This window comes from Synergistetes bacterium HGW-Synergistetes-1 (genome assembly GCA_002839185.1).
Taxonomy (GTDB): domain Bacteria; phylum Synergistota; class Synergistia; order Synergistales; family Synergistaceae; genus Caenicola.
In genome coordinates, this window is the sequence record PGXO01000004.1 from 331,598 (window position 1) to 355,772 (window position 24,175).

At 45.9% G+C, this 24,175-nt stretch carries 21 protein-coding genes and 1 tRNA gene; 20 read left to right on the plus strand and 2 right to left on the minus strand.

The annotated features are described in order from the left end of the window. Positions 1-21 precede the first annotated feature (21 nt). The 4 genes from CVV54_05120 (at position 22) to galU (ending at position 4,959) form a co-directional block, all read left to right on the plus strand. On the plus strand, positions 22-852 hold the full coding sequence (locus tag CVV54_05120) for a TIGR00159 family protein (GenBank protein PKL04846.1): 831 nt from the start codon (positions 22-24) through the stop codon (positions 850-852). Then, positions 842-2,155: a hypothetical protein gene (locus tag CVV54_05125; protein PKL04847.1), complete on the plus strand. Its 1,314-nt coding sequence runs from the start codon at positions 842-844 to the stop codon at positions 2,153-2,155. Before CVV54_05120 ends, CVV54_05125 begins: the two co-directional genes overlap by 11 nt. Before the next feature lie 575 nt (positions 2,156-2,730). After that, positions 2,731-4,077: a phosphoglucosamine mutase gene (gene glmM / locus CVV54_05130; GenBank protein ID PKL04891.1), complete on the plus strand. Its 1,347-nt coding sequence runs from the start codon at positions 2,731-2,733 to the stop codon at positions 4,075-4,077. Further along, the gene (gene galU, locus CVV54_05135) at positions 4,078-4,959 is read left to right on the plus strand and encodes a UTP--glucose-1-phosphate uridylyltransferase (GenBank protein ID PKL04848.1); all 882 of its coding nucleotides are present in this window, start codon (positions 4,078-4,080) and stop codon (positions 4,957-4,959) included. A gap of 58 nt (positions 4,960-5,017) precedes the next feature. Here galU and CVV54_05140 read toward each other — a convergent pair whose 3' ends face one another. Both CVV54_05140 and CVV54_05145 read right to left on the minus strand, forming a co-directional pair. Beyond that, positions 5,018-6,169: a hypothetical protein gene (locus tag CVV54_05140; protein ID PKL04849.1), complete on the minus strand. Its 1,152-nt coding sequence runs from the start codon at positions 6,167-6,169 to the stop codon at positions 5,018-5,020. Beyond that, on the minus strand, positions 6,151-6,579 hold the full coding sequence (locus CVV54_05145; protein PKL04850.1) for a transcriptional repressor: 429 nt from the start codon (positions 6,577-6,579) through the stop codon (positions 6,151-6,153). The genes CVV54_05140 and CVV54_05145 overlap by 19 nt, the downstream gene beginning before the upstream one ends. 168 nt (positions 6,580-6,747) lie before the next feature. On the opposite strand from CVV54_05145, the gene CVV54_05150 reads away from it, so the two are divergent. The 16 genes from CVV54_05150 to CVV54_05225 all read left to right on the plus strand — a co-directional run bounded on the left by CVV54_05150 (position 6,748) and on the right by CVV54_05225 (position 24,175). Further along, positions 6,748-6,821: transfer RNA gene (locus CVV54_05150), tRNA-Gln, on the plus strand. A gap of 95 nt (positions 6,822-6,916) precedes the next feature. Then, complete coding sequence (glmU, locus tag CVV54_05155) at positions 6,917-8,314, plus strand: UDP-N-acetylglucosamine diphosphorylase/glucosamine-1-phosphate N-acetyltransferase (protein PKL04892.1); 1,398 nt, start codon at positions 6,917-6,919, stop codon at positions 8,312-8,314. 1 nt (position 8,315) lies between these two features. Continuing rightward, positions 8,316-9,287 (plus strand): ribose-phosphate pyrophosphokinase, encoded by a 972-nt coding sequence (locus tag CVV54_05160; protein ID PKL04851.1) that lies wholly within the window; start codon positions 8,316-8,318, stop codon positions 9,285-9,287. A gap of 98 nt (positions 9,288-9,385) precedes the next feature. Continuing rightward, complete coding sequence (locus CVV54_05165) at positions 9,386-10,057, plus strand: 50S ribosomal protein L25 (GenBank protein ID PKL04852.1); 672 nt, start codon at positions 9,386-9,388, stop codon at positions 10,055-10,057. 24 nt (positions 10,058-10,081) lie between these two features. Further along, positions 10,082-10,672, plus strand: coding sequence for an aminoacyl-tRNA hydrolase (locus tag CVV54_05170; protein PKL04853.1), 591 nt, complete (start codon positions 10,082-10,084; stop codon positions 10,670-10,672). A 34-nt stretch (positions 10,673-10,706) separates the two neighbouring features. Next, a complete protein-coding gene (gene mfd, locus CVV54_05175; protein PKL04854.1) occupies positions 10,707-13,814 on the plus strand; it encodes a transcription-repair coupling factor in 3,108 nt (1,035 codons plus the stop codon). A gap of 40 nt (positions 13,815-13,854) precedes the next feature. Beyond that, positions 13,855-14,661 carry a nucleoside triphosphate pyrophosphohydrolase gene (locus CVV54_05180; GenBank protein ID PKL04893.1) on the plus strand — a complete coding sequence of 269 codons (807 nt, stop codon included), beginning with the start codon at positions 13,855-13,857 and terminating at the stop codon, positions 14,659-14,661. A gap of 618 nt (positions 14,662-15,279) precedes the next feature. Beyond that, on the plus strand, positions 15,280-15,513 hold the full coding sequence (locus tag CVV54_05185) for a NifU family protein (GenBank protein PKL04855.1): 234 nt from the start codon (positions 15,280-15,282) through the stop codon (positions 15,511-15,513). Positions 15,514-15,527: 14 nt separating this feature from the next. Next, positions 15,528-16,541, plus strand: a complete 1,014-nt coding sequence (locus CVV54_05190) for a phosphate starvation-inducible protein PhoH (GenBank protein ID PKL04856.1) — start codon at positions 15,528-15,530, stop codon at positions 16,539-16,541. Beyond that, positions 16,507-18,579, plus strand: coding sequence for a hypothetical protein (locus CVV54_05195; protein ID PKL04857.1), 2,073 nt, complete (start codon positions 16,507-16,509; stop codon positions 18,577-18,579). The genes CVV54_05190 and CVV54_05195 overlap by 35 nt, the downstream gene beginning before the upstream one ends. After that, positions 18,576-19,094: an rRNA maturation RNase YbeY gene (ybeY, locus tag CVV54_05200; GenBank protein PKL04858.1), complete on the plus strand. Its 519-nt coding sequence runs from the start codon at positions 18,576-18,578 to the stop codon at positions 19,092-19,094. The genes CVV54_05195 and ybeY overlap by 4 nt, the downstream gene beginning before the upstream one ends. After that, a complete protein-coding gene (locus CVV54_05205) occupies positions 19,081-19,515 on the plus strand; it encodes a cytidine deaminase (protein ID PKL04859.1) in 435 nt (144 codons plus the stop codon). Before ybeY ends, CVV54_05205 begins: the two co-directional genes overlap by 14 nt. Next, the gene (locus tag CVV54_05210) at positions 19,505-20,440 is read left to right on the plus strand and encodes a GTPase Era (GenBank protein ID PKL04860.1); all 936 of its coding nucleotides are present in this window, start codon (positions 19,505-19,507) and stop codon (positions 20,438-20,440) included. Before CVV54_05205 ends, CVV54_05210 begins: the two co-directional genes overlap by 11 nt. After that, the gene (gene recO / locus CVV54_05215) at positions 20,437-21,162 is read left to right on the plus strand and encodes a DNA repair protein RecO (GenBank protein ID PKL04861.1); all 726 of its coding nucleotides are present in this window, start codon (positions 20,437-20,439) and stop codon (positions 21,160-21,162) included. Before CVV54_05210 ends, recO begins: the two co-directional genes overlap by 4 nt. Before the next feature lie 47 nt (positions 21,163-21,209). After that, entirely contained in the window at positions 21,210-22,115 is a 906-nt protein-coding gene (gene glyQ / locus CVV54_05220) for a glycine--tRNA ligase subunit alpha (GenBank protein PKL04862.1), read from the plus strand. Then, positions 22,115-24,175 (plus strand): glycine--tRNA ligase subunit beta, encoded by a 2,061-nt coding sequence (locus CVV54_05225; protein ID PKL04863.1) that lies wholly within the window; start codon positions 22,115-22,117, stop codon positions 24,173-24,175. Before glyQ ends, CVV54_05225 begins: the two co-directional genes overlap by 1 nt.

The following is a 24,175-nucleotide window of genomic DNA, read 5'->3' on the forward strand; positions in this document are numbered from 1 at the left end:
TAGTAAAAGGAGGTGGTACCATTGCCGTTTTTTGATTTGCGCTGGCAGGATATCCCTGACATTTTTATTGTTGCCTTTATTATATACAGAGTTCTTTTGCTCCTGGTCGGAACTCGTGCCATGCAGCTCATACGAGGTGTAATGATCATAGGACTGATCGGCGCTTTAGCTAACATCCTTGAACTGAGAAGCCTTTCTTGGATGATTGGAAAACTTTTGAGTGCTTTCATTATTGTAATCCCCATCCTGTTCCAGCCTGAACTGAGGCACATGCTTGAAGAACTTGGCAAGGGGCACCTGTGGAAAGTTGACAACAATGAAGAGATGGTAGACATAAAAGCCGATAACCTCACCAAGGCTATGCTTTACTGCAAATCTCAGAGGATAGGAGCTCTTTGTGTACTTCAGAGAAACACAAGTCTTAAAGAGGTATGGAGGACAGCTGTTTCTCTCAAGGCAGACATAACAGAGGAATTGATGGTATCGATCTTCTGGCCTGGCACTCCCCTTCACGACGGTGCGGTAGTCATAGACCAGAATAATATCATAGCAGCTGGATGTTATTTGCCGCTCACAGAAAAGACTGACATTTCAAGATGGTACGGAACCAGGCACAGAGCTGCCCTCGGTGTTACAGAGATGTCTGATGCTCTTGCTATAGCTGTTTCTGAAGAACGAGGAGAAATCACAGTTGCAGTTGGCGGCCGGCTCTCAAAACCATTGAGCGAGGTCCAGCTCAGAAGTATATGCGGCCATTATTTCAGCTATGAAGGCAGAGGTTCCAACTTCATGGACAGGCTGAGAGAAGAGATCGTTCAGCAGTGGCCGGGGAGTGTTCCAAATGAAGAATAATAACAATAGCAGCAGCGGCAGCTCAAAGGACGTTCGGAGAATGCAGGATATAGCTAAAAGATATATTGAAAGGCTGAATCGCTGGATCAATATACGTGGAACGGGAAGACTTAGGTCTAACCTTGGTCTTTTTACCGTTTCTCTAGTAATTTCACTTATGTTGTGGGCTTTTGTCGCATGGGACGGAAATAGCGACGGAACTCGTTCGATGTCTGCTAACATTGAGTATGTGAACCTCCAGAGGGGGTACTCAATGTTCGACAATTCAAGAAAAGTAGAAATTAAGCTGGCAGGAAACCTCAATGCTCTTTCCAGGGTCGAACAGACTGACATTTCGGTCAGGGTAGACCTCCAGGGACTGCAGCCGGGCAAATACAGCCTTCCGATAAGCATCAGCACACCGTCCTTCGTAAGGCTAAGAAGCTGGCAGCCCTCAACAGCTGATGTTGAAATATACAGGCATGTAGAGCGTACGGTGAGTATATCTTACAGGGTCGAAGGAAATATACCTGAAGGTATGGTCATATCATCTTCAAAGATCCTTCCCAAGGAAGCTGTGATAAGCGGTCCTGAATCTGATGTTCTTGCCGTTCAGGCTATTGAGACAGTTATTCCAGGCTCTAAGATCAAAGACGGTGAGAGCATGATGCTCCCTGTTACAGTAGCAAATACTTCCGGAAGTGCCGATCGGATCACCATAACCCCGAAGAAGGTCGGAGTGACTGTCACTCTCGAAAACGAGATACTGAGAGAGAGCATACCTGTCGAGGTCTCTGTTGTCGGAACACCTGCCGAAGGATATGAGCTTGACACTGTGAAGGTAATACCAGAGAGCGTAGCGATCAAGGGAAAGAGTACTGCTGTGAAAAAGATGACATCCCTTGTTTTGCCGCCGGTGGATATATCCGGGCTTGATCAGAATCTGAACCTTATGCTTCCGCTCCAGCCTGTTGAAATAACGCCTGAGATAGAGATAAGCGGCCCTGAAAGGGCAAGAGTAGAAATATATATTCGAAAAAAAATTGCGGATAAGACATATAACAATGTTGGGGTCATGACTGAGGGGGCTGTACAGGGGAGAGAATGGAAAATTTCTCCGCAGTCTGTAAAGCTGACTATCCAGGGTACAAAGGCAGATGTTGATGCACTTCAGTCGGGGTCTGTGCCTTGTGATCTTTACGTAGACGTATCCAATATAGTTTCAAAGCAGCTAAATCTGCCGGTACTTGTAAAGAATCTAAGATCTGATTTCAAAGTCCTAAGGATAGAACCTGAACAGGTAACAGTAACAGTAGTGGATTAAAGACATGGCTAAGCAATGGCTAAACGGCAGGACTTGTGTCCTGAGTGAAGCGGCGATCTTATCGCCGTGAAGCGATTGTAAGGACGGGCAAGCTATTGGCAAGCGGTTATTGGGGACAGCGACTATAGTCTTGTCGCGGGAATCGGTGGTGAATCAATTGCAAATCAGTTGGTAGTCAATAGGTAAGACCTAAGCCCAATCTCCGTCATCCCGGCTGACGGGAAGAGAGCCAACGAGTTACAAGTTGCACGAATCGGCTGGTAGTTACACCAGAGGCATACCGGGGAGACAAAAGAGACGAATCTCAGATTCAAGAACGCATTTGTAGTAAGGCGGAAATAAATCTTTTTCTATAAGTTTATCTAACGAGAAACACTGTTTTTATGATCAAGGGCACACGGAGATGCAGAGAATGTGATATGCCGGGATTATGGTGATTTGGGGTTTGGGTATTTTAACCACTGACTCCCCACTGATTCCCGACTGATTTGCAACCGACTCAAGCGGCATGTTCTTGCCGCAGTTCTGCTATTTATTAAGGGGTGGCTTGGGTGGAAAATACTAAAGTAAGACGCATGTTTGGCACAGACGGTGTCAGGGATATCGCAAACAGGGGGATGATGAAACCTGAATCGGCCATGAAACTGGGAAGAGCATTTACGCTTTTTCTTTTAAAAAGGGGCAATTCTAAGCCTAAGATCGTTGTTGGCAGAGACACCCGCTATTCCGGACACATGATCGAATATGCGCTGTGTGCAGGAATAACATCAGCAGGAGGGGATGTTTATACAATAGGCGAGATCCCGACTCCAGGGGTAAGTTATTCCGTCGCGGCTGGCGATTTTGACGGAGGGGCTGTCATAAGTGCTTCCCATAACCCGGCAGAGTATAACGGCATTAAATTTCTTGACGGAGAAGGTTTCAAGCTATCTGACGATGAGGAACTGGAAATAGAATCTCTTTTCGATGTGAAAGAAGAAATAGAGAGGCCGATCCATGGGAGCATAGGCAGGATCACCAACGCCCCCGGCCTAACGGATGATTACCTGAAATTTCTCATTGGAATTATGGATAAGGTTGAAAACAGGGAATATTCGATCGTGATCGATGCTGCCAACGGTGCCGCTTCAGCGCTGGTGGAACCATTGTTCAAGAATTGGAAGGGCAAAGTCTCGATTTTCGCTAACGAACCTGATGGTTTAAATATAAATTTGGGTGTTGGGGTCACAAATATGGGTTTTCTCAGGGAAAAGACTATAAATAAAAAGGCAGACATAGGTATAGCTTACGATGGCGACACAGACAGAGTGCTGATGTGCGACGGAAAGGGCAGGATCATCGATGGTGACATCATGCTCTGGGTGATAGGACGCTGGCTTTCAATGAAGGGGACTCTTGGTTCCGGTGTTGTAGCTACCGTTATGAGCAACATGGTTCTTGAGGATCTGCTCAGGAAAGACGGGATAAAGGTTTTCAGGTGCGGTGTAGGAGACAGATATGTCCTTGACACTATGCGTAAGAAAAAAAGCCGAGTTGGTGGGGAACAGTCCGGTCACCTGATCGCTCTTGACTTTGCAAACACCGGAGATGGATTATGTTCAGGCCTCTTGTTTCTAAGAGCGATCTCTGATCTGGGTGAAGACATATCCACGCTCTCTGACCGATTTGACAGATACCCGCAGGTACTCAGAAATCTCAGGATTGAAAACAAAGATTTAATTTTGGGCAGTTCCAGGCTTAAGAAAGCTGAAAAAATTGCGATGAATGAGCTTAAAGGAAAAGGAAGGATGCTCCTGCGGCCATCAGGCACCGAACCGCTGATAAGAATATTTGTTGAGTCGAGGAACCACGATCTAATGAATGCTACAGCAGACATGCTTGAAAATACTATACTTGAAATAGCATGTACAGGGGGTAATTAAATGACATTCCATCATATCAGAAAGGCCGTCTTCCCGGTTGCCGGACTTGGGACGAGGTTCCTGCCGGTAACAAAGGACATCCCTAAAGAAATGATGCCTCTTATAGACAGGCCACTAATCCATTATGGAGTAGATGAGGCGGTAGCATCGGGATGCGAAGAAATAATTTTCGTTACAGGTACGGGGAAGGAAACCATTTTTCAGTACTTCCAGCATTCTTCTGAGCTTGAGGGACATCTTATGGACATAGGCAGGGAAGACCTGGCTGAACAGTTGAAAAAGATACCTGAACTTGCCGACTTTCATTACACTCTTCAGGAGAAGCCTCTTGGACTTGGCCATGCTGTTATGTGCGCAGAAGAATTCTGTAATGATGAATACTTTGGGCTTTTGCTGCCTGACGATGTAATGATAGCTGAGCCTACAGTGCTTGCTCAGCTTGAATCAGTGAGAGAAAAATACAGCGGTTCAGTTTTGAGCCTTGAGGAAGTTGATAAAGAAGATACTTCCAGGTATGGGATAGTTGATGCAGAAGAGGTGGAACCGGGAGTTTACAGGGTGAAGGGGCTCGTCGAGAAGCCAGATCCGAATGATGCTCCGTCAAACCTGGCAATAATGGGAAGATATGTACTCTCTCCTTCTATATTCAAGCACCTCAAAAGCATAAAGAGGGGCAGGGGAGGCGAATACCAGCTTACTGACGCTATTGCTTCGATGCTGGAAGAAGAGCCTGTCTATGCGCTTTTGTATAAGGGAAGAAGATTGGACTGCGGTGTAAGGGAGGGCTGGATCAAAGCGACCATTATAAAGGCCCTTCAGGATCATGATCTCAGGAAGATCATCATAGATACTATCGAAAAAGAATTGAATGTGAAGATATGAAAAAGCAGGGCAATTGCCCTGCTTCTATTTTTAGGTTGCAAAATCGTTTTAGAATTCTTTAAAGAGCCGGTTCATCTGTGAACGGGAAATATATTTTGAGGTGTGTCACATCTTTAAGCGCGTAATCATTTCTGCCGGTGACTTCAGGAAGTTTTTCCCACGGGCCCCCGTTTTTTCTTGCCAGGATGAGAGATCTTCTTCCATAGGTCGACCATATGTCCCATAGAAGTTCCCCTTCTGACGGACCGGAGACAAGAACACCTTTGAAAAGAGGGGATGTACCTCCCATCATAGACCTTCCGTCACTTGGACCGATTATCATCCATTGGGTCATGTCCCACGAGCCCTGCATTTCTTTTGATAATAGTGCGTGATCCCAGGGAATTATCTGGAATCCCCCGATCTTGCCCCTTTGCGAGGAACTGAAATCGATAACACCGCAGTGATTTGCCCTAAGCGAGCCGGTTTTTTGGAACAAAGTGCCTTCAAAACGCCCTGTTCCGGCAAGAGGCCTGATCACACGACCTATGATGCGATATCCGTCTTTGCTCCACTCTGTGACCCTTCCACCCGGTCTGTTTTCGATCTCAGCCATGTATCCATGATCCATTGTTTGAACAGTGACGATAAGAGTGTCACCCTTTTGGGGGAGATTATTGACAGATAATTGGGATGGCTTATCTGTTCCTTTTTTTATAACCGAGATCTTTGACCCTACAGGAGGAGCCCAGGCACCAAAAATTCCGGTTCCTGCCTTCGAGGAGATTACCACGGATGCTCCGGGACCCGCGGCAGGGGCGATTGTCTCGCGTGGGATGATACTGAGTGTCCTTCCTTTTTCTTTTTCAACAGAAACGAGCATATGCACAGCGTTGACAGCTGATGCGCATACTTCTCCAGGAGTACCCCATGCACTGGCACTGTAGCTGGGCCATCTTGTCGTCTGCGGCAAAGCGGTTACCTGACCGATAACAGCAGTTGTACCGTCTATTGAACTTACGGTCACATCTTTGCCTGGTTCCATGGGAATACTTATCTGGTAAAGGGTTGAAGGTGCAGTGTTTGCGCGAGCAGGAGCATAAACTACAGTTGCAGACAGCAAAATTATCGTTACAAAAAGAAGAGTGTTTGTGGTTTTCGATACGATATGCTGCAGAAAGGTGAACTCCTTATTAAATATAAACGGACCTGTTATTTTTGGCTGAAGCAATCTGTGCAAAGACCGTAGAGAAATACTTCCGCGTTGTCTATCTGAGCAATGCTGTTCTGAGCAGTGCTGGCTGACTTGAAGAATCCCTCTTCATCAATTTTGAGGTCAACAAGCTTTCCGCAGTTTCTGCAAAGGAAGTGACCGTGAGTGGATGTTGTCGGATCAAAATATACTCTTTTATCGTCTATGCTGAGTATTTTTATGAGCCCCGCATCCGCAAGAAGCTGAGCTGTGCTGTAAACAGTAGCAACAGACATCGTCGGGTAATCAACAGCGAGTTCTTTGTAGAGCATGTCAGCTGACGGATGATCTGTCCTGCCTTCAAGCTGCTTCAATATCGCGATCCTCTGAGCGGTAATTTTTGCCCCTCGTCCTCTTAAAATGTTTATACCTTCACTTATTGTCCACATATATTTATACCTCCGGTTTAAATAGAATCCGACTTAAGAGTCATTATAAATCATATAAAAATAATTGTATATCTTATGCGGAAAATGCTGAAATATAATGACTATAATATAGAGCCCCTCTACTTGCCTAATTTTCTATATACAGGCTATAATGTCCGTTGCACGTTATGGGGTGTAGCCAAGAGGAAAGGCAGCGGACTTTGGATCCGCCACCGATGGTTCGAATCCATCCACCCCAGCCAGCATTTTTTTGACCGGGTAGGCAATGATAATGCCTTCTCAATGTTTTACTGTGTTTTATATAAAATTTATGTTTTTGATGAAAGGAGCCGGAGTCATGCAGCATGAACAGAGACGATTCTGTGTATTGATATTGGCGGCAGGCAAAGGTACACGTATGCGCAGTAAAACGCCCAAAGTCCTTCACAAAATAATGGAAGAACCGCTTCTTTACTACCCCCTTTCTGAGTTAAAGTTTGCAGGTTTCAATGACATATCTGTAATGGTTGGTTTTTCTGGTGAAACAGTCGAGGAATGGACAAAGAATGAGTTTCCCGAAATAAATGTTCTTTGGCAGAGGGAACAGCTTGGCACAGGACATGCAGCAAAGCTTGCGCAGGACTGGTGGAAGGATTTTGAAAACGTAGTCATTCTCCCTGGGGACACTCCTCTGATTAGGGCTGTGACCCTTCAGAAATTTATTGATACGCACATAGATAAAAATAACAGCTGCAGCTTTCTCAGCTTCGACCTCACTGATCCCACAGGTTACGGCAGGGTGATAAGAGACGGCATGTCAGTAAGGATAGTAGAGCACAAGGACGCGACGCCTGACGAACGGAAATGCCGTGAAGTGAACAGCGGGATGTATGTATTCAATACAGGCGCGCTGTCAGCGGTCATAGACGATCTGAATTGCATGAACAGCCAGAAAGAATATTACCTTCCGGATGCTGTAGCTCTTATAGAAAAAAACGGCGGACGGACAGATGCTGTTAAAGCGCCTGATCCTACGGAATTCCTTGGAATAAATGACCCTAACCAGCTGGCTGATGCCGCTGCAGTTATGAAGAAAAGGATACTCGATAAGTGGATGGGAATGGGAGTAAGGTGTAATGATCCGGTTTCTATCTGGATCGGTCCCAGGGTCAGCCTCGGAGAGGACACTGAGATCCAGCCCAACGTCCAGATATGGGGAGAAACATCGATAGGAAGCGCGTGCAGGATAGGAAGTTTTACCGTCCTCCAGGACTCTGTGCTTGAGGATAATGTTGAGATAGTCGGATCAGTAAGGATCAAAAAGAGCAGGGTCGGTGAAAATTCGATAATAGGACCCTTCGTATTTATCCGCGACGGAGCAGAACTTCATCAGAATGTTCACGTCGGAAGATTTGTCGAGATTAAAAAGAGCATTGTGAGGAAGGGTGCAAAGGTTCCTCATTTATCATATGTGGGTGATGCTGATATTGGTGAACATACAAATATTGGAGCAGGTACGATAACCTGTAATTATGACGGAGAAAAAAAGAATTTTACAAAAATTGGCAACAATTGTTTTGTCGGCAGTGATACAATGTTTGTAGCGCCGGTCACTATAGGAAATAATGTCGTTACGGCGGCAGGTTCTGTGATAACAGAGGATATTCCTGAAGGCGCTCTTGGTGTTGCAAGAGCAAGACAGAAAAATATAGAGGGCTGGAGTTCCCGCAGAAAGATCCATAAGGGAGGAAATTGACATGTCTGCAGGTTTAAGGGAAGTCAAAATTTTTTCGGGGAGTGCTCATCAGCAGTTTGCTGAAAGCATATGCATGAATCTCGGTGTTCCCCTTTCAGCGTCTAAACTGTTCAGGTTTTCTGACGGTGAGATAGGCGTTTCGATAGAAGAAAGTGTCAGGGGAGCCGACGTATATGTTGTGCAGCCGACTTGTGAACCTGCCAACGAGCACCTGATGGAGCTTCTTATCATAGTAGATGCTTTGAGAAGAGCATCTGTATATCGTGTAAACCTTGTCATGCCCTATTTTGGCTACGCCAGGCAGGACAGAAAAACACGATCGAGGGAACCTATCACATCGAAATTGATAGCAAACCTTCTTGAAAAGGCAGGAGCAGACAGGGTCATTTCTGCCGACCTTCACGCAGGCCAGATACAGGGATTTTTTGATATCCCCGTTGACCACCTTACAGGCGTTCCGCTTCTTGCTTCTTATTTTCACAGGACACTCAAAAAAGAAGTTGATCAGGGGCTGGTAACAGTAGTCTCGCCTGATATCGGAGGAGTTGTTAGGGCAAGAAAATTTGCTGAACAGATAGGCAACGCAGAACTCGCTATTGTTGACAAAAGACGCTCCCACGAAGTGACGAATGTTTGCGAAGTGATGGAGATAATAGGAAACATAGAAGGAAGGACAGCGATCCTTGTCGACGATATAATTGATACTGCCGGTACTATGGTAAAGGCAGCCGAAGCGCTCCGCGAAAGAGGCGCGAAAGAAATTTATGCCTGCGCGACGCACGGAGTCCTTTCCGGCCCTGCAATAGACAGACTGAAGGCTTCTCTCATCAAGGAGGTCGTTGTAACAGATACGATCCCGCTCAAGGAAGAGAAGAAGTTTGACAGACTGACAGTTCTGCCGATCGCACCTCTCTTTGCAGAAGCGCTGAGAAGGATCCATTCTGAACATTCAGTAAGCATCCTTTTCCGCTAGAAACGACCCACGGTATCTCTGCGGCGGTTTCCGTCGTTGAAAGACATAGAGCAAAAAAAAAATTACCAAGCATATATTATCTGAGGAGGAAACATTCAATGGCAGCAAAAAAACAGCAGCAGAAAATTGAATTTACAATAAGAGAGAAGACGGGAACCGGCGTCTGCAGGAAGATCCGCGCAAAGAACCTTATACCTGTTATCCTTTACGGACCTGAATATAAGCAGGGACTTGCCGGAACTGTATCTGCAAGAGCTATCGCTCCTATCGCGAACAGCGAAGCAAGAGAGACGACAGTTATCGAACTCGGTATGTCTGACGGCAAAGAATGCATGGCGCTAATCAGGGACGTACAGCGCCACCTTCTTACCCAGAACATACGTCACATCGACTTTTATCAGGTACTTAAAGGACACAAGATAAAAGTCGAGATACCGATCAGGGTGATCAACAAGGAACTGGCACCCGGAATAAAAGAGGGCGGACTTCTTAACCAGATCACAAGGTCACTTTCTGTTGAGATCAAGCCTCGCGACATCCCTGAGGATATTGTTGTAGACATTGCCGAACTCATGATCGGAGGAGAGATCTTCATTAAGGATCTCACCCTGCCTGAGGATTGCGATCTTCTGACCGCCGAAGACACGCTGGTACTTCATATTAGTCAGCCAAGAGCAGTTTCTGAGACAGAAGGAGACCTCCTTGAAGAGGGATCAGCAGAGGTTGAAGTAGTGGCGAAAGGCAAGGCTAAAGAAGGGGACGAGGAATAACATCGGAGAAGATTCGACATCGTTATGAAATTAATAGTAGGGCTCGGTAACCCGGGCGTTGAGTATGCCTGGACCAGACATAATGCCGGCTGGCTTATGATAGACACTTTTGTTTCAAGACTTGGGCTTTCAGAGCCCCAGGCAAAATTCAAAGGAGCCTTTTGGGGGCCAATTCTTCATAACGGAGAAAGGATCTCACTCCTTAAACCTTACACTTACATGAACCTCAGCGGTTTATCTGTGGCAGAAGCTGTACGCTATCAGAATATTGAGCCGTCTGAGGTCCTTGTTATTTATGATGACGCCGCCCTTCCATTTGGAAGGGTAAGGATAAGGGAAAAAGGTTCTGCAGGTGGGCAGAAAGGTATGATGTCCATTTTGGGAGCCCTCAAAACTTTGGAGGTTCCAAGGCTTAGGATCGGGGTCGGTGAACCGCAGGGGCCGATCAATATGGCTGATTGGGTACTTGGAAGGATCCCTCCCGGACAGAAAGAACTCTGGTGCAAACTTGAGGATGTTGCATGGGAAGCCTTAAATATTTGGCTGAAATATGATATCCAAAAAGCTATGGGCTCTATTAACGGACTCAAGCTTAATGATCAGGAAAAAGCGTGACCGGAGGTCGCGTTTTTTTATGGAGTTTTGACCAATGCAGGATAAAGAAAAAGAGAGCAGATCAATAAGCAGCCTCTTTGAGCTCGATGAAGAGTTCTGGCTGCGGAATAAATCAGTACATCTGGCATCAAAAGGAGCAATGAGGAGCTGGGTCGTAAGAGGCCCTGATGTCTCATTGCTTGTTTTGCTTCCTGACCAGAGGCAGGTAAGGGATTTCGCCGCTGATTGTGAAATGCTGGGGGTCTTTAATAGAGTCGAAATGCTTCCGGATATGCCGCTGACGGAAGATGAATCAAGGTCAGAAGCACTAAAAGTTCAAAGGGGGGGCATCCTTGAAAACTTCAGGCATGAAGGCGGTGTCATGGCTGCAACTCCCGCATCACTTCTTGCCCCGTTTTCTGTAGGAGGCGAATATTATGAGATCGAACAGGGAACAGAGACTTCAAGGGAAAAACTGCTTGGATGGCTTGCCCAGAAGGGCTATGAAAGAAATGAGCTTGTATGGTCGCCGGGCCAGTTTGTCTCAAGAGGGAGCATTGTTGACATATTCAGCCCCTCTGACCCTTTTCCTGTAAGACTTGAATTTTTTGATGATGAAATTGAAAGTTTAAGGTTTTTCGACCCTGAAACACAGAAAAGCCTTCGGACCTTATATAAATGTTCTTTAAAAAGCCTGATCTCGAAAAAAGAGGTCGAGCTTGAAAAATTCCTTCCGGATAAAATGAGAGTCGTTTTCTTCGATCCCAAAGGTTTGGATACCACAGCTGAAAATTCTGTCTGGTTATGGCAGAACCTTGATCGCGACAAACAGAACGCAGTCCCGTGGAAACAATGGGAGGATCTCTGCAGTTACTTTACAAAGTACAGGCGGATAAGGGTGACAAGAGACGTTAAGAATACCTCCGAAAGGCTCGCAATAAAGCAGTTCCCTCTTTTCAGGGGAAAATTGAGGGATGTAGACCACTACTGCGAAGAACTTTTGCGTGAGGGCTGCGACATTGAAGTCTATTCAGAATCTAAACAAAATATTTCCTGGGCTGAGTCAAGAGGTTTTAAAACTGTAAAAGGAGTTCTTTCAGAAGGCTTTATTGATTTGGAGACTAAAAAGGCAGTCCTGACTGACCTTGAACTTTCAGGTGTCTCACTTTCGAGGCATAGAACTGAAGTCATAGCTCCAAGCGACTGGGGAGTTGGACTCATACCTGGTCAATGGGTAGTGCATGATGATTACGGCGTGTCGAGATATCTTGGCCCACAGTCCATAGAATCAGCGGAGGGAGAAGAGGAGTATCTTATCCTTCAGTTTGCTGAGGACAGGCGGCTGCTCATCCCGATACTCCATTTTTATAAGATATCTCCGTGGACGCCTTTGCCCGGGCAGGAACCGGCACCAGACAGCCTAAGGGGAACGCAGTGGAAAAAAGCCTCTGCCAAAGCAAAAGAGATGGCGGAAAAGGCCGCAAAAGAACTTGTTCAGATATATGCTGCCAGAGAGCTTACGAAGGGTTTTTCTTTCTCATCGAACAGGGAATTGATGAAGGAGCTTGAAAATAGTTTTATTTACGTCGAAACAAACGATCAGATAAAAGCCATACAGCATGTAGAAGCTGACATGGAGAGACCGGTACCTATGGACAGGCTGCTTGTAGGTGATGTTGGCTTCGGCAAAACTGAGGTTGCGATAAGGGCTGCCGGTAAGGCCGCTTTCAGCGGCAAGCAGGTGGCCATACTTGCCCCAACAACACTACTGGCTCAACAGCACTACGAAACTTTTTCATCCAGATTTGGGAACCTTCCTGTAAGAGTAGAGGTTGTATCAAGGTTTGTGTCATTCTCGGCCCAGAAAAAGATACTGGAAGATCTTAAAGAGGGAAAGGTCGACATAATCATAGGCACACACAGACTGCTGAGTCAGGATGTGGCATTCAAAGACCTGGGGCTTGTCGTCGTTGATGAAGAACACCGTTTCGGTGTAATGCACAAGGAACATTTAAAGAAAATGACTCCCGGTGTCGATGTGCTCATGCTATCTGCGACTCCCATTCCCCGATCCCTTTCGCTTTCCATGAGCGGACTAAGAGACATGTCAGTCCTCCAGACTCCGCCTCAGAGACGTCTGCCCGTACTGACTGTAGTCAGACCATGGTCTGAGGAACTTTTGAAAAGTGCAGTTTTGAGGGAGAAAAACAGGGGAGGACAAGTATTTTTCGTGCATAACAGGATCAACGACATACACGAACGCACTGTTATGCTGAAAAGACTTTTTCCGAAGCTAAATATTGAGGTTGCACACAGTCGGACTCCTGAAGCTCAGCTTGAAAAAACGATGATGAGATTTTCTCTTGGGGAGATAGACATACTTATATGCACGACTATAGTTGAGAGCGGGCTCGATATACCAATGGCAAACACATTGATAGTTGACGACGCTCAGGAGCTTGGCCTTGCGCAAATGTACCAGCTGAGAGGACGTGTCGGCCGCAGGGAGGAACAGGCGTATGCGTTCTTATTCTACCCTCCTGATGTTCATCTTTCCGTCGAAGCAAGCGAACGACTTGAGGCGATAGCAGAACTGGATGAGCTGGGTGCAGGTTACCAGCTTGCTCATAGAGATCTTCAGATAAGAGGCGGAGGAGACCTGATAGGGATCGCCCAGCACGGCAACTCAACAAGGGTCGGATACCAGAAATACTGCGATATGCTGGCCGAAGAGATAGCTAGTATTAAGGGAGAAAAAAGAAAACAGGCTGAGGTAGAGATATCCTTTCCTGCAGCTATACCTAGCGGGTACCTCCCTCAGGAAAATTTGAGAGTTACTCTTTACAGGAGGATGCTCAAGACAGATTCTCCGGCTGAGGCGATAAGTTTAAAGGAAGAGACAATTGACCGTTATGGAAAACTGCCGCCTTCACTTGAGTTTTTAATGGATCTGACCTGTGTGAGGTCTGCTGCCCATGAACTTAAAATAACAAAAATCATATGCAGCAGCCAGGAAACAGTTATCCAGGGGGACCCTGACGGGGGATGGACTGAGTTTCAGCTTAAACTGCCGTGGATGCGGAAGCTGGATGGATTTGTCGGTCCCGGAGGATACAAGGGAATAACTATATTGGCCGAAATGATAAAGGGAAAAATCAGTTAAATCTGGTAGAATAGAAAGATCAGGGGGTTTGTAATTGAACATAAACCAGGCAGCCGGAGATAAATTCATAAAATTAGTGGAAGTAATGAAACGCCTGAGGGCTCCTGACGGCTGTCCCTGGGACAGAGAGCAGGACTTTCTGTCATTGAGGCGCTACATCATTGAAGAGGCCTATGAACTTATCGAAGCCATAGAAAACAATAACAGGGACAACATCTGCGAAGAATGCGGAGATCTTATGCTGCAGGCAGTATTTATATCCTGTATGGCCGAAGAGCTCGGTGAATTCGATATCTGTGCAGTTTTGGACCACCTTACGGAAAAACTCATAAGGCGCCATCCTCATGTATTTGGGGATACGGAGGTCAACGGTTCCGAAGATGTTCTGAGGAACTGGGAGCAGATCAAAGTAGGAGAGAGGCAAAAAAAGAAAGAGGACTCCTCACTTCTTGCAGGGGTACCGAGGGGTATTCCCGGTCTGTTGAGAGCATACAGGATACAGGAAAGAGCCGGAAAAGTCGGCTTCGACTGGCCAAAGGGAGATCCTGCGCCGGTGTTGGCTAAGGTAGACGAAGAACTGTCAGAGCTGAAGGAAAACATTAACAACAATGCCGAAAAAGAGGACATAGAAGAAGAGCTTGGAGATCTCCTTTTCGCCGTTGCCAATTTATCAAGGCATTTGAAGGCAGATCCTGAGATCACTCTGCACAAAGCCTGCGTTAAATTTACCGAACGATTCAGGTTCGTTGAGAAAGAGGTTCAGCAGTCCGGAAAAGCTTGGGCCGACTTTACATTGGATGAACTGGACGGATTCTGGGAAAAGGCTAAGAAGCTTCAGACAAAATAATAGTGAAGCGGCGATTTTATCGCCGTGAAGCGGTTGCAAGAGCGGGGGAATTGTGGCGTTTGCGCCACGGGTATTTACGATATGACCTGTCGCGGGGAATTTGCAGCTTTTCAAGCTGCGGTGAATTAAAGATTAAATCTTTGAACTTCAAGACTTAAATTCCCCGTCATTCCCGTATGCCACTGAGCCCGGAATCCAGATCCACCGCACGTCGTTCCCGAATGGATCCATCGGGAATCCAGTGGCTTGGAACTTTGGTTATTACAGGCTATTAAAGATTTAAACGATAAACCTGGATCCCCGCTCAAGAGCATACGGGGATGACGGGGAGAGAAACAAACCGGAATGACTCGGTAAAAGATTTTTAAGGTTTTACAACGGCCCAGCAACCGCTCAGCCACAGCTCAGCCATTGCTCTGCAAAGATTTTAAGACAACCGCTCACCATTGCTTCACGCGACTGATTTTGTCGCAGTTTCACAATTGCACTAACAGCCAATAATCGGAAGAAACCTGCAGTTATCAGTGGCGAAAGTGGAACAAGCACAGGCTGAAATTCAATAAGTTTTTAAGCGTACCAGACGCTTGAAATAGACAAAAACCACAGGAGGAATCATCAATGACAGTACAGGAAAAGATAATGGATGCGATCAATACCAAGGTGTCTCCGGCACTTCAGACACACGGGGGAGATGTATCCTTCATAAGTTTTGACGAAGAAAGCGGTACGCTCTACGTAGAACTTATCGGCTCATGCGGGACGTGCCCTTATGCCCAGGAGACACTTCGCATGACAGTTGAAGCTGCTATAAAGCAGGTCGTTCCTGAAGTTAAATCTGTAGTAAGAGCATAATTTATTTTTAAGGAATGATAGAAACGGAAGAGACTAACGATAAAATGACAGAGAACAGCCTGACTCCGCTCACATCTCACGAAGAGTCAATCGTGAAGCTCCTTGCGGGACATGAAGAGATACTTAGTATGGTAGAGCAGGCTTTTCCAGTCAAGATCTTCGCAAGGGGATCAAGCCTTTTGATAAAGGGCGAGGACGAAGAACTTATCAAAAGGCTTGAAAACCTACTTACACAGTATGCGGAGCTTGCGCTGAACGGACAAAAACTTTCCGGCGCAGAGATACGTTATGGGCTGAACCAGATAGGGCTTGGAGAGAGCGTTAATTTAAAATCTCTCTATGACGAAGTTGTATGCGTAAGCAACAGGGGTAAGCCTATACGTCCCTACACAAACGGACAAAAGGAATACACACAAGCGATAAGAGAAAATGATGTGACTTTTGCCATTGGACCGGCAGGCACCGGCAAAACATATCTTGCAGTAGCGCAGGCAGTGGCATTTTTAAAATCGGCCAAAGTCAGCAGAATAGTTCTCGTCAGACCGGTAGTTGAAGCTGGAGAGAGGCTGGGATATCTCCCCGGTGATCTGATGGATAAAGTAGAGCCCTATCTGAGACCGCTCTACGATGCATTTTATGATCTTCTGCCGACTGAAAAGTTCAACAGATATTTTGAAAAAGGCATCATTGAACTGGCACCGCTGGCGTACATGAGGGGAAGGACTCTTAACGACTGTTTCATCATACTTGACGAAGCGCAGAACACTACGCCTGAGCAGATGAAAATGTTCCTGACCCGCTTGGGCTTCGGATCCAAGGCTGTAGTGACAGGGGACATAACACAGGTCGACCTTCCCTCCAACAAGGAATCAGGACTGAAGCTTGTACAAAACATCCTCAACGACATCCCAGGCATTGCTTTCGTCAGATTGAGCAATCGTGACGTTGTCCGGCATGAGATCGTACAGCGGATAGTGAGGGCTTACGAAGATTATGAACAACGGAGAAAAGCGCCAGACATCAATTAAAAAATTTATATCTCAGTTTAAGGCTAATCTTGAACTAAAAGCTTCCAACAAACAGTACATTGCTTTCAGAGTGATACTGCTTGCTGTTGCTTCTATGCTTATAATAAGCAACTGGTTTGTATTCGACAGGCTTGAAAATTATCGTATAGGACACACTTCAGCAAAAACATATTTTGCTCTCACTTCCTCAAGATATGAAGACAGGGCTGCTACTCTGGAACTTCGCCAGAGAGCTGCTTCACGCATCATCGACGTCATGGTTCAGGACGAAAAGATCGCCTCTGAAGTTGCCACTAAGATAGAACTCCTAAAGTCCGGAGATTATTCACTGGTGCTGCAAAATCCTCTTTTAGGGCTTTTTTCGGGGATGCCTAAACTTACCCAGAGCAACATAGTCAGCACTGTCGTAAATATAGCTGAAAAAATCAAGAATATGTCTCAGAACAAGGAAGAACAGACAGATCTGATATGGAAAGAGCTCTCTGTAGTGAGGCTGACCCAGTCAGACAAGAATGTTGCATTCCAGATATTAGATAAGGTACTTAACCCCTCACTAAACAGTGATTCAGAGATGGCGTCGAGACTGAGGGATGATGTAGCCGTACAGATACCTCCTGTCGTAAGGGAAATACGCCCGGGCGAGGTGCTTGTACAAAAAGGTCAAGTAGTGACGCCCTCACTTGCAAAATTGCTCGCATCGCAGGGATATCCCGATTCCAGGTTTCCTTTCAAACATCTGATCTTTATACTCGGTGCCATCATCCTATGGAGCTTCTGGCCTGTCTGGATAGAGAACGGCCTTAAAGAGAAGCTGTCTTTCCGACAGTGGTTATATATATCAGTCATCCTTGCTGTGTCATGGTCCCTCGAACTATTGTTTGCGAGGACGGGCGGTTATTCAATGGCTGTTTTAGGTATTACAGGCTGGCTCTGTCTGACCGTGCCGGTCTCCCTCTCTTACCACATTGTAATGGGCGGCGGGATCATCAGCGTTATGATAGCTTTTGGCACCAATCCTGGGATCGTGGCACTTGGCTGCATTATGGCATCTTTTTCTGCGGGCATAGGCAGGATCCTGTTCCTTGACCCGCCTAACCATAGGGTAACGATCTGGAGAAACCTGTTCTTTTTAGGACTATGTCTTGGGGCAGTTTCAATAGCAGTACACTGGGGGCTAGGTTTGTTTTTTACTTATCAACTGCCTGTCCTATCTCTTGTGTTCAGCCTTTTTTGGAGTACGGTGGTCATTGCTCTTTTGCCAATCTGGGAAAATCTTTTTGATGTTATCTCCCCGCTGCGCCTTCTTGAACTCAGCCATCCATCGCAGCCTCTTCTCAAAAGGCTTCAGATTGAAGCGCCGGGGACTTATCATCATACATTAATGGTCGGAACCATGGCTGAAGCAGCCGCGGACAAGCTTATGATGAATGGACTGCTTGTAAAAGCAGGGGCTTACTACCACGACATCGGGAAGTTAAAAAATCCCAAATATTTTGTTGAAAATCAGATGAGAGGAGAAAACATCCATGATGAACTTTCCCCCTCTCTTTCAGGTCTTATTCTTATTTCCCATGTCCGTGACGGCCTCGAAATAGCAGAAGAGACAAAGCTTCCCAAGACACTGAGAAGGTTTATAGCGGAGCATCACGGGACAACAGTCCAGAAGTATTTTTATGAAAAGGCTCTTGCTCTTGATGAAAACACGACAGAGGAACAGTTCCGGTATCCCGGTCCCAGCCCCCAGTCAAGGGAGACAGCTCTCATTATGCTTGCAGATTCTGTTGAGGCAGCTGTCAAGGCAAAAAATAAATCATTTGAAAACATTCGAGATCTCAGGCTTCTTGTACAAAACGTCATAAAACAGAAGATCGATGCCGGACAGATGCGGGATGTAGACTTTACTATGAGAGAGATGGCGGTAATAGAATCATCTTTCATCGAAATTTTAAGGTCAACATACCACTCACGTGAGGTAAAAGAAATATCCGCGTCTATCAGGGCAGCTGCCGAAAAGAAGGGACAGCCGGGTGCCAAATGATAATAAAGCTAATTGTTGAAGGAAAAGAGTATATAACAGAGAAGATCAATACTGACACAGACAATTTCCTGAAGAGGATAGAAGCCCTTTATGCATCCGTCCTTAACAACAAGGAGAATTTTCCGGAGGAGTGCGGGTGCGCAGAGATATCTCTTTCTATTGTTGATCCTGAAAGGATCAGGGAACTGAATCTGAGTTACAGGGATATCGATTCATCGACAGATATTTTGTCTTTCCCTTTGTGGGAAGAGGATTCACATTTCGTGCCTCCCCCGGGCTGGGAATGCCTGCCCCTTGGCGACATAGTGATATGTCCTGATAAAATATCAGAGAATGCCGATGAAAATAATAAAAGCTTCACAGAAGAACTTGTATTGGTAATGTCTCACGGTCTCCTCCATCTAATAGGGTATGATCATTATGATATAGATTCAGAGGGTAAAATGTGGATGGAGCAGGATAGAATGGTCGAACAGTTTTTTAAGGAAGAAGGTGCCGGATATGAAATATCCTGAAGAGAGAGGCTTTGACGCAAAGTCCCTTTTGAATGAAGCAAAGAGGGCAGGGAGCTATGCATATGTGCCTTACTCCTCTTTTCCTGTAGGGGCAGCTATACTCTTTGAAGATGGAAGCGTAGTATCCGGATGCAACGTTGAAAACGGCAGTTTAGGGCTGTCAATATGCGCGGAGAGAAACGCGATGACGACCGCAGTAGGGGAAGGCCGTCTCAAGCCTGTAGCGATCGCTGTTGCTGGCGGTATTGAAGGAAAGATCTGTCCCCCTTGCGGAGCTTGCAGACAGTTTCTTTCGGAGTTCAACAGCGATATGTCTGTCGTGCTTGAAGAGGATGGAAGACCGGTGATCTACAGGCTTAGCGATCTGCTTCCGCTGCAGTTTAAGTTCTCCGGGAAAGGAGAGACTAAAAATGATAAATAATAATATTAAAAATGAAGATCAGGAGTACAGATGCGGTTTCGTTGCGCTTCTTGGACGTCCTAACGTTGGCAAATCTTCAATAATCAATACCCTCTTGAAGGAAAAGGTCGCAGCTGTCTCATCCAAACCTCAGACGACGAGGAATGCGATACGATGCATATTGACCACGGGGAAGGAACAGATCATATTTGTTGACACTCCAGGAATACATAAACCTAAGCATGTGCTTGGGGACTTTATGGTGAAAGAAGCGTCTAAAACCCTTTCACAGGTCGATCTGATCTGCTTTGTAGTTGAAGCGGGGGACCGTATGATCGGAGAAAAAGAAGAACTTATATTGGAATTCCTTTCCAATTGCAGCGTCCCGATAGTTTTGGCCGTAAATAAGATCGACAAGTTTTCTGACCAGGAAGTTTTCTGGAAGACTGTGGAAATGTACGAGACGAGGATCACTCCTGCCGCTGTAATCCCGCTTTCTGCAAAAAAAGGAACAAACATGGATGTGTTTATCGAGACTTTAAGCGGAATGCTTCCTATGCAGCCTCCAATATATCCCGCGGATATGCTCATGGATGCAACTGAACGATTCCTGGCTGCTGAGGTGATAAGGGAAAAAATATTGAATTTTACCGATCAGGAAGTTCCCCATGGAACTGCCGTTGTGGTAGAGGAGTTCAAAAGCCCTGAAGAGTACCCGGAGCTTAAAACCTGTGAGATCAGAGCTACGATAATAGTTGACCGTGAAGGGCAGAAGGCGATAATAATCGGAAGGTCCGGAGCAAAGCTTAAAACGATAGGAATGGCTGCAAGGAAAGAACTTGAAGAGAAATTTGGTTATCCGATATATCTCCAGCTTTGGGTAAAGGTCAAGCCGGGTTGGAGAAAGTCACAGGAAGAACTGCGACGGCTGGGGTATAGTTTTTGATATCTTCGTTTGAAACAGATAAACTTCCTCAGGGGTATTATAAGAAGGTAGGAACCGTCTTGCAGAGAAGGGATTCCTCAGGAGAGGGGCAATCCCTTCTGCTTTTTTTAAGGGACATGGGTCCAATTTGGGTAAGCGCACCTGCATCAAAAACCAAGTGCAGGTTTGGCGGTGCAATAGAACCGCTTGTATGGGCAGAGTTCGATCTGTATCAGAGCCCTGCAAGGCTCTACCTTCAGGGAGCTGAAGTGAAGGAAGACTTTATTTCCCTCAGATGTTCTGCGGAAAAATTGAAATCAGCTCTGAGGTTATATAAAAGACTTTCCAAGACACTGATGGTAGGACATGAAAGCAATAATATTCTTATATTATTATGGTCATCGATGCTGTTGATCAAAGAAAACTGCCCGGTAGACATAGTTGAGTACAGGTTTACATGGAAGCTGCTAAAAGAGGCAGGTCTCGCGCCATCGCTTCAGTATTGTGTAAATTGTGGTTCAAAACTTGATTCAGGGGCAAGATGGACCAACGACGGTCTGATTTGTGCCTCCTGTTCCGGTACAAATAAGGAGGACCTTGATGCTGATGCTCTCAAATCCCTCAGGTTTGCCGCTCTTTTGAACCATGATAAATTTATTGAGTGGACAGGATCACAGGAAAAATCGTCTTTATATACTGATGAGTTAAAAAAACTGGTTACTTTTTTCACTGATATGGATTAAAATTCATCAAATATAGTTTTTGTGCTATCTGAAGGAGGCAGCAGAGAGTGAATTTTCAAGAAATAATAATGCGCCTGGAAAGTTTTTGGGCATCACAGGGATGTGTTATCCAGCAACCGTATGATATAGAAGTAGGTGCTGGTACTATGAATCCTGCAACAACACTGAGGGTGCTCGGTCCTGAACCATGGCGTGTTGCTTATGTAGAGCCTTCAAGAAGGCCTACTGACGGCAGGTATGGTGAAAACCCCAACAGACTGCAGCATTATTACCAGTATCAGGTAATAATCCAGCCTGCGCCTGAAAACATCCAGGAGATGTATCTTGAGAGCCTTAAGGTCCTTGGAATAGATCCTGCAGAGCATGATATCAGATTTGTAGAAGACGACTGGGAAAACCCCACTACAGGCGCATGGGGGCTTGGATGGGAAGTTTGGCTTGATGGAATGGAAGTCACTCAGTTCACGTATTTCCAGCAAATGGGATCTTTGGATATGGATGTAGTCCCTGCAGAGCTTACCTATGGCATCGAACGTATCGCAATGTTCGTCCAGAAGGTCGACAACGTATATGACCTTGAGTGGGTCGGAAACGTAAAGTACGGCGATGTCCATCATAAAGGCGAGGTTGAGCATTCGACATACAATTTTGAAGTGGCAAGCACCGAGATGCTCTTTCAGCTCTTCAGTATGTATGAAGCGGAATCAAAAAAGATACTTGAAAGGGGACTTGTCCTTCCTGCTTACGACTATGTCCTGAAATGCTCACACTCCTTTAACCTTCTTGATGCAAGAAATGCGATAAGCGTAACGGAGCGTACAGGTTACATTGGCAGGGTCAGGGCAATTGCAAGCGCCTGCTGCCAGGCTTATCTTAAACAGAGAGAAGAGATGGGACACCCTCTGAAAGGGAAATTCGACAAATTTGAAAAAGCTGAAGGAGGCACAAAATAATGTCTGCTAAAGACCTTCTTTTTGAAATAGGAACAGAAGAAATTCCCGCGCGTTTTATGCCTAAGGTTTTGGCCGACCTCTCTTCATACACAGAAGAAGAGCTTGCCTCAGCGCACATAGATCATTCGAATGTAAAGGCAGAGTGCACGCCACGAAGGTTAGTTCTTACGGTCAGTGATCTCTCTGATTCACAGAAAGATAGTGTAGAGTTATCCAAAGGTCCGCTAAAGGCACAGGCCTTCGACCAGGAAGGCAGCCCCACAAAAGCGGCAAAGGGATTTGCCCGCAGCAGGGGAGTGGATGTCTCAGACCTCAAGGTACAGGAGATCAACGGAACTGAATATGTAGTTGCGGAAAAAAGGGAGAAGGGGCAGTCTACAGAGCTTGTCCTGCCGCACATACTTGATAAAATACTCAAGAAGCTCTCTTTTCCGAAGAGCATGTATTGGGCTGATCCAACAGTTCGTTTTGCCCGCCCTGTAAGGTGGATAATGGCTCTCTACGGAGAATCACTTATAAACGTCGAGTTCGGAAAAGTGAAAAGCGGCTATTGCACAAGAGGCCACAGATTCATGGGGTCAGGTTCGATACTGATCAAAGATCCTTCCGAATACAAAAAGGCAATGAAAGACAATTTTGTCATAACCGATCCGGAAGAGAGAAAAAGCATGATACTAGGCGGGATCGCTGAAGTAGAGAAGGAACTTGGCGCAAGGGTCGAAGTCGATCCGGCTCTCCTTGAGGAAAATGTACACCTCAATGAATATCCTGTAGTTTTCTACGGTAGTTTCGATAAGGATTTCCTCGAAATACCCGAAGAGGTACTAGTTCTTTCAATGGCAAAAAACCAGAGGTATTTCCCCGTAAGGAACAAGGACGGAAAACTGATGGCCAATTTTGTCGGTGTCAGCAACAATAAGGCCAAAGATATGAGAATAGTCAGAGAAGGCAACGAAAGAGTCCTTCGGGCCAGACTTTATGATGCAGCATTCTTCTGGAAAGAGGATCTGCAGAAATCGTTGGACGATCTCGCTAACGAGCTGAGATCAGTAACTTACCAGGAACAGCTTGGATCAGTCTATGACAAGGTGCAGAGGACCAAAGCACTTGCCCTCTGGCTTACTGACGAGCTCTCCCTCGGCAGCAAACGAGCTGTTGTTGAGAGAGCTGCAGTCCTGGCAAAAGCAGACCTTGTTACAAGCATGGTCTACGAATTTGCTGATGTCCAGGGAGTCATGGGACGGGAATATGCAAAAAAAGCAGGAGAATCGAAAGAGGTAGCCCTTGCGCTTTACGAGCAGTATCTACCAAGGTTTGCCGGCGACAGCATACCTTCCGGACTTGCAGGAGCTCTCATAGGTCTGGCAGATCGGGCCGACACTCTGGCAGCTATATATAAGATCGGACTAGAACCGACCTCATCACAGGATCCCTACGGTCTTCGCAGGGCCGCAAGATGTATAAACGAGATCATCTGGGGCCTGCCGCTTGATATCGATCTGAATAAGCTCATTGAGAAGTCAGCATCTGCATTCGATATGGACAGGGATATGATGGACAGGATCAAGGCATTTGTACGTCTGCGTCTCCAGGTCCAGCTGAGGGAAAAAGGATTCAGGCATGAAGTTGTAGAACTGGTCCTTCAGACGATATCAAACCGTCCGCTTCAGGCTTTCAGAATGGCTGAGACTCTTCAAAAGAGAAGTGATGAAGTTTGTTTTGCTGACCTGATAACAGCCGCCGTAAGAGTAAAGAATCTGCTGAATAAATCAGGGAGTACTCCGGGGGATGTGGATCTCTCAAAACTGTTCGAGTCATCTGAAAAAGAGCTTTATGAGACGCTCCTCCTGCTTGAAGGAGAGGCCAGGGTTTCTGTTGACAAATTTGACTGGGAAAAACTTGCTTCAGTGCTTTCGGAACTTGCACCTGTAATTGCAAAATTTTTCAATGATGTGCTCGTAATGGACGAGGATATTTCTCTGAGGAACAACAGACTGGCACTTCTAAAAAAGTGTCAGAATTTCTTCCTCTTGGTTGGAGATTTCAGTCTTTTGAAATAG